Origin of the sequence: uncultured Propionibacterium sp., from assembly GCF_963539965.1 — a bacterium.
Lineage (GTDB): Bacteria > Actinomycetota > Actinomycetes > Propionibacteriales > Propionibacteriaceae > Propionibacterium.
Genome location: NZ_CAUTOU010000026.1, coordinates 22,064 through 29,006 on the forward strand (window position 1 = coordinate 22,064; position 6,943 = coordinate 29,006).

The 6,943-nt window shown below is 56.8% G+C and carries 8 protein-coding genes; 2 read left to right on the forward strand and 6 right to left on the reverse strand.

The window, feature by feature from the left end; genetic code table 11:
• Positions 1–72: 72 nt before the first annotated feature.
• From R2N01_RS06190 to R2N01_RS06200, 3 genes are all read right to left on the reverse strand, one after another.
• Entirely contained in the window at positions 73–963 is an 891-nt protein-coding gene (locus tag R2N01_RS06190; protein ID WP_316669521.1) for an ABC transporter ATP-binding protein, read from the reverse strand.
• A gap of 315 nt (positions 964–1,278) precedes the next feature.
• Complete coding sequence (locus R2N01_RS06195; protein WP_316669530.1) at positions 1,279–1,752, reverse strand: T6SS immunity protein Tdi1 domain-containing protein; 474 nt, start codon at positions 1,750–1,752, stop codon at positions 1,279–1,281.
• A gap of 10 nt (positions 1,753–1,762) precedes the next feature.
• On the reverse strand, positions 1,763–1,945 hold the full coding sequence (locus R2N01_RS06200) for a hypothetical protein (protein WP_316669522.1): 183 nt from the start codon (positions 1,943–1,945) through the stop codon (positions 1,763–1,765).
• Positions 1,946–2,560: 615 nt separating this feature from the next.
• Between R2N01_RS06200 and R2N01_RS11465 the strand changes: the two genes are divergently transcribed.
• Both R2N01_RS11465 and R2N01_RS06205 read left to right on the forward strand, forming a co-directional pair.
• A complete protein-coding gene (locus tag R2N01_RS11465; protein ID WP_399553247.1) occupies positions 2,561–2,764 on the forward strand; it encodes an integrase core domain-containing protein in 204 nt (67 codons plus the stop codon).
• Between the two features lie 98 nt (positions 2,765–2,862).
• Positions 2,863–3,600 (forward strand): alpha/beta fold hydrolase, encoded by a 738-nt coding sequence (locus tag R2N01_RS06205; RefSeq protein WP_316669523.1) that lies wholly within the window; start codon positions 2,863–2,865, stop codon positions 3,598–3,600.
• 136 nt (positions 3,601–3,736) lie between these two features.
• Here the strand turns inward: R2N01_RS06205 and R2N01_RS11470 are convergent, their stop codons facing one another.
• Genes R2N01_RS11470 through R2N01_RS06215 form a run of 3 tightly spaced genes read right to left on the reverse strand, consistent with a single transcriptional unit; the run spans position 3,737 to position 6,728 of the window.
• Entirely contained in the window at positions 3,737–3,913 is a 177-nt protein-coding gene (locus tag R2N01_RS11470; RefSeq protein WP_399553248.1) for a transposase, read from the reverse strand.
• Positions 3,914–3,944: 31 nt separating this feature from the next.
• On the reverse strand, positions 3,945–4,187 hold the full coding sequence (locus tag R2N01_RS11475) for a transposase (protein WP_399553249.1): 243 nt from the start codon (positions 4,185–4,187) through the stop codon (positions 3,945–3,947).
• Between the two features lie 21 nt (positions 4,188–4,208).
• Complete coding sequence (locus R2N01_RS06215; protein WP_316669524.1) at positions 4,209–6,728, reverse strand: SDR family NAD(P)-dependent oxidoreductase; 2,520 nt, start codon at positions 6,726–6,728, stop codon at positions 4,209–4,211.
• Positions 6,729–6,943 lie beyond the last annotated feature (215 nt).

The following is a 6,943-nucleotide window of genomic DNA, read 5'->3' on the forward strand; positions in this document are numbered from 1 at the left end:
GCTCTGCGCAGGTCACGCGCACAGGATTCGGGCCGGCAGCACCGCCCGCTCCGGCGGTCTCGTCCGCTGCCCTCATGACGGCCCCGCGCAATCATCCGTGCCACTGCTCGCCTGGTCGGACGACGCGGTGACCCGGAAGAAGATGTCTTCCAGCGAAGCACCCACAGCGCGGATCTGGGAGAACTCGAGTCCGGCATCGAGCACGGCTCGGTTGACCTCGGCGATACCGGCGCCGGCGATCACGATCGAACCATGTTCCTCACCCGGGCGGGTCCTCCACCCGCGCGCAGCGGCCAGGGCCTGGACCTCATCCGGCGATGATGCGCGGATCAGGACGCCGCCGCTTCTCCAGGCCAGCCCGGTCAGCGGTCCACAGGCTCGAACCCTGCCCTTGTCCAGCAGCACAACGGTGTCGATCAGGGATTCGAGTTCGGCCAGCAGATGTGACGAGACGAGTACCGCGCAACCACCGGGCCCCTCCGGGTCCAGGCCGTTCAGGGGTTCGTCGAGAATGAGATTGTCCGAGTCCCCCAGCAGTATGGCGGCTAGGGAGAGCCGCTGGCGCATGCCGGGCGAGTAGGAACTCACCCGCTTGCCCCGCTCGTCTCCGAGCCCGACTTGCTCGATGCACTCGTCGACGCGCGGGCGGGGCGCCCCGCCCGCGATGGGGAACGCCATGAGGTTCTGCCACCCCGTCCGGCCGCCATACCATCCCTCCGGGCCATAGGCCACACCCAGGTGCCGCATCGGCGCAGCATGATCCCTGCAGCGCCGTCCGTCGACGAGAGCACGCCCGGCCGCGGGGGACACGAGCCCTGCCAGGCATTTGAGCACGGTGGTCTTTCCCGCACCATTGGGCCCGACGAGCCCCGCGACGTGCCCGGCCTCGACCGTGAAATCGACGTCATCCAGGACGGTGCTTCGCGCATACCGCGCTGTCAGATGCTCTGCAACCAGCACCATGGGCCGGCCTCGCCTGTTCTCTCGGATCCGAGGACATCCGTCTCTCTGAGGCATCAACGTAGCACGCCCCTACCCGCGATGGGGACGGAATGATCCAGTTCCGCATGGACCGCACGGTGGAAACGGCGAGTCGTTCCCCGAATCTTGTCCCCGGCTCATGGCCCCGGAACCTGAATGCCCCAAGGCAGCCCCCTGTCCGAAGCACTCCGACGAGGGCAGCAACGGCCTTGTCGGGGCGGGGAGTTCTGCACGGCTCCTTCAACAGTTCCCCGTCACATCGACCCGGTCCCGATCACCCGGCCGATCCCAGCGGCGTCAGCCTCCGAGTTGCACCAGCAAATCGTGATGGACATCGGCTTCCCCCTTGGCAACGCACTGAATGTCCTCCGATCCCCCGAGGACCAGCGCCGGCGCGAAGAAATAAATCTCACTCGCACCCAGGGAACCGCACTTCTCACGCGCCCTGTCGAACAGACCCCTCCTGAAGACCTCTTCCTCTACCTCAGGATCCAGCAGATAGTCCAAGAACTCACTAGTCGTATACGCCGGAACGGTTTCCCTGCGATAGTGGATATCCAGCAGTGAGACATCGTAAATCCCATCGCCCAGATTGCGGAAATAGAAGATGTCCCCGAAACCTGTCATCATGAAGGGAAACCTCGACAAGTCCCGCCCTCCGATCCATGAGTACAGGAACTCCGAGTAGTGTTCTGGGTCTATCAGCTTGACAATGCCCTCCCCATAGTTTCCAAGGCCATACCGCTTCATGAAATCAAGAAGTTCACCCAGAAAGCCGGCTTCACTCGCACGCCCGTACCGTGCGAGCTGAGGGTTTCACCAGATCAGCCGAGGGCTCGTACTTCTCGAAAAATGCCTCCCACATCTCCTCCGGGGGTGGATTGTCACTGTTGACGAGCACCTCCAAGATCTCCTTCGGAAGTGGGTTCTCAGCACTCTTCCCGGATTTTCCAAAAAGTCCCATGAATCTTCACCTTTGGTGTTGCTTCTTGCTGCTGCCGCGCGAGGGCTGCGCACTACTCCTTGTTCGGACAGGGTTGTTGCCGTTTCCACCCGAGCGCTTCGAGCAAGGATCCGTCATGGCGATGACCGGACCAGCAACACTCGTCAATCCCGGGGGTGGGGCATGCATGCCATCGTACTGCAAGCTCCCCGGTGACCGCAATGACTGACTCGTGAACAATCCGCACTGAAATCACTTCCACCCCGCACAGAGAATCAGGAAGACGCAGACCCCCGGGCACTGACCGCCGAACAAGAATACAAGCCAACCTCATCCACCATTTCTGCTATCGACGCAACTGCACCCCCGGTCGAACTCGCCAAGTCCTTCGACATGGACCAATCCTTCATCCCCCGGGCCGTCCACCAGTGGACACCCTGCCTGGGGCGAAGTTTCGAGGAATTCATACCGATCATGGGGGACTTGATCCCGATCATAGACGGTAAGCTCATCTCACGCTAGAACTGATAAAACCAATCCGCTCTCTATTCCGACTGACCCCACGACACCAGCCTCAATTTTCACCTCGCCTGTGACGCGAACGGAAAGCTGGCCCGGGTATCCGAGCAAAACCCCGTGGAGCGGACCGGTAGCTGCTATGACAATGCCGCAGTCAAGTTCTTCAATGCGATCCTGAAGAAAGAACTCACCAACCATAAGGTCTACCCGACCCACAACCATGCAATCCGGAACATGACAGCCTGGATCGAGTTACGATACAATCACAAACGTCTCCACTCCGCCATCGACTACCAGAACCCCCAACCAAGTCGACACTGAATGGAGACAACAACACAAGGCAGCAGCCTAAAACCAACCATTAACAACTGTCAAAAAACCTATATCACCCAGATCCATATCGCAAAACAGGAGAAGTTATGTCCGCTGCAAATCTGCTGTGCTTTCCCCATGCAGGAGGTAGTAGCTTTTACTATGAACGATGGCGCTCTCTCTTCACCGCACGAAATATAGACTTGCATATCGCCCCATATCCGCATCGCGACAGGCGTATCAATGAACCAATGCCGAAATTGGTGCAGGAGCTAGCAGAAGATCTCTACATGCGCCTAATGTCCGAACTCGGGGGAAATTACGTGACATGGGGGCATAGCATGGGTGCCATCATCGCGTACGAGGTGACGAAACGAGCGATCGAGAGGTTAGGGAATCCACCTATCCTTTTCACCGTCTCCAGTTCTTCGGCTCCGTGTGACGCTCAATTCATCGACACTAAAACGTTAGTTACCCCTGACGGCATCAGACGTGTTTTGCGTCGCTACGGCGGAGTTGAAGAGGCAGCCTTGGTAAATCGGGACTTCATGGAATATTTCACGCCAATCCTCGTTGACGACATGATGATGTTAGCACGGTATGAAGACAACCAGCCAGCCGTTCTATCTTGCCCACTCCTCCTTTTAGAAGGCAGCGAAGATACTTCACGGATCGCCTTTTGGGAAATTTACACCAGTGCAACCTCCGAGGTTCGTTTTTACCCTGGGGGACATTTTTTCATCACCACCCACGCCCGGGAAGTTGCCGCTACAATCAGCCACCGATTATCTGCACTAACACCTAAACATTCGCCATTCAAACTCAAAAGTTTAAGAGTGGAGTGATATAGGGTTTTTGTACGGTGGTGAGACTGTCCGATAAAGGGTGTGCGGGGTCCAGCGGTTTTCATTAGTGAGTGGCTCTTTCGAAACCGTCCGGCGAAGGTGATTGCGAAGGCGTTCCGTGCCAGCTTCCACCTCATCACCCAGCGTGCCCGGCCCGACCGGTCGGATCAAAAGACCACCGGGTGACAAGATACAGGCATTTCAGCACGGCAGCCGCGTTCGGGAAGTCACCCCGGGCGCGGACCGCCCGGCGGTAGCGGGCGTTGATCGACTCGATCGCGTTGGTCGTGCAGATCACCGGCCGGATCTGCACGTCGTACTCCAGGGAACGGCACGAACTCCACCTAGAAGGGTTCCCAGAGTTGCACGATGGCCGGATACCGCTGGCCCCACTCGGTCTTGAACTCGGCGAACCGGTCCTTCGCGGCTTGCTCTGACGGGGCGATGTAGACCGGCTTGAGAACCCTGACCATGCCATCGCGGTACTGCCGGCCGGCGTAGCGGAAGCTGTTGCGGATCAGGTGCACGATGCACTGCTGCACCACGGTCCGCTCCCACGTGGTCGTGATCGCCTCGGGCAATCCCATGAGCCCGTCACAGTCAGCATTTCACTCTAAAATTGATCTAATCCCGTCGGCTAGGGACTGTACATAAGGTAATTCGTGGAGAGTTAGGTGCGAACCCAGCAAACGTTGCACCCGCACTCCTCCATTAGCGATTCGATCCCACCCTAGCCGCTCGTCCCGGATTGCCGTAAACTCTGGGTCACCGGTGTAGAGCAGATCAATCGTACCCGGGTAACGCTGTAGTTTGTAGTTGATACCTGCTTGTCGATTGACAAGCGCTACTCGCAGCATGGGACCCATCCACTCGCGAACAAAGCGCAGGGTTACAAATGGATGCCGCAAAGCTAGGAGATCCTTTGTCCTACCCCGTAGGACGGGATCGAAACTTGCGCCAGCTGCCATGAGGATTGAACCAAGCCGTTGTGCTTGGATTCGAATCGGCTGCCATTCTAAGAACCTCTCGATCGAGTCCGTAGCCTGGTCGATAATTACGAGATGTGCAACCTTGTCGCCAGTTCGGACAAGTTGCTGAGCCATCTCCAGTGCCACGAGCGCCCCAAGTGACCAGCCACACAGATCGTAAGGCCCATCAGGCTGAATAGTTTTCATTTCCTGGATGTAGCAGCGGGCCATCGCTTCAATGGAACAAATAACTTCTCCGCCATCAAAACCGCTCGCCTGGAAGGCGAAGAAAGTGCGCTCTGGCAACAAGTTTGCCAGCGGAACATAGGGATACACAAGACCGAATAATGAATGCACACAGAATAGTGGCTTTCGCCCTGGTTTATTGAGTCGAATCACCTTCCCGGTAAAACTATATTTGCTCGATCCTGTGCCAGCGTAAGGCTGGGTAGGCGCAATCGCATTAGCTTGTGCTCTGATCGTCGGAAACTCGATCAGATCGGTGAAGCAGAATCTGTAGCCCATCTCCTTATTGATAAGCGCAATCAGCGTCGCGCCTTCGAGAGAGGAACCACCTAACTCGAAAAAATTATGGTCGATACCGATATCGGTTTGGCGCAACGTTTGCTGCCATATCCGGTGAAGCTTCTTCTCCACAGGGCCGAACGGCCCTCGACTGACAGCATCACTACTCACACTATCAGTCGCGCCAGCAGGGTTGCTCCACCTAATCGGGATCTTATTCCCCAGCTCATCTTGGAGGTTATCAAGCTTTGGATTATTCTGTTTCTCGCATTCAATTACCAAAGTCTGCGCCCCTCGAGCTAGTACGGGAAATTGAGCTGAGACCATGCTGGCAGAAGGATCAAGCCGAGCATAGACACACCCGCCAGGAATACCGAAGGCTGCGTTGAACGTTTCGGCGGTTCCAGGTTGCATCTCAACGTAACCTTGACGTTGCATGAACGCTCTAACGACGGAGCCTTGACTGATGCCAGTGTCGACCCAGATACTCCACGCGATGCACTCGGATGTTTTTCCTTCCTCGACCTCAGCTCGTGTCAACCCCTCGATGAAATAATTTGCTGCCGCGTATGCAGCAATCCCAGCGCCGCCAAAGAATGTGACCGCAGAGGATGACCTGACCAAACGCGCCTGCTTTCGGCATGATACAACCTGACCGACAGCCAAGCCACCCAACAATTTGTTACGGATCATCTCACGTTCGCTCACAGAAAAACCATTATTCAGGTCACCAGCAGTATACGATCCTGTAGCATCCACTAGAAGCCTGAGATTTCCGTACTTCTCCTCCGCATCAGAGATCGCGCGTTCGAGGGCGTCCAGGTCTGTCACGTCAGCTCGGGCAAAATGTACCGACGCAGTAACTTTAGCATCGAGATTCGCCAGCTCAGCTGGGGTCGCTTCACTCCGACCCAACACAAGAATGTGCTGATACCCAGCACGCGCCACTTGGCCGACAAGATGGCGACCAACACCACCTAAACCACCTGCCACCACGGCCAAGCCGGTCTCGTCATGCGTCGTGACTTCACCTGCAAAACTTGCGATCTCAAGATTCGGCACATATCGCTGACCGGAACGATAAGCTACGTCCTCTTGCTGCGGACAAGCGTCCAATTCTCGTCTCGCGTGCCTAGCAGCTTCTGTCGCGCTCGAACTGAGCTCTGTGTCCAAGTGAACGAAGGTCAGGTCCGGCCACTCGATCGATGCCGATCGAACCAGACCGGACACAGGCGTCCGTTCGTAGGCCACAACGTCGTTTTCGACTACCGAGTGGACGCCGCTGCTCAACACCAAAAATTGCGTGACCTGATCGGACTGTGCTCGGAATGCTCGGAGCGTGTGAGCTGCGCTGAGAAACCCCTGAACAAACCCAGACCCCACCTTGAAACTAGGGATTTCATGGGGAAAACGAGAACCAAACGCGCCAGCATGAATAATGCGTTTGACGCATGTTCCATTTCGTGCAAGTTCCTGCGCCACGCGAAGGTAATCCTCATACACATCTCCGCGCACGCCATAGCTACCATCGCTTCGCCTGACAAATTCATCAGTCAGAGATACAAGCACAGCATCAGAACCATCAGCGAGCTGCTGAGCGAGTTCAAGCGTAGGAGCCAGAATGAGTGTCGTCATCGGTTGCGTTACAACGGGAACGAACTCGAGCTCTCGGAGTCGCCATATCCGTCGGAACACATTCCCATATGGTTTCTCAGTCACCTCCTCAACTTGGTTATACTCACCTGCTTCGAGACGCTTGGCTATGGCCGTCATGAAACAAGATCGGTTTCTGGTGGGGGTTTGGGGAGGTGCTCGAAGTCGTAGTCGAAGGTGCGTCCGGTGATGTATGA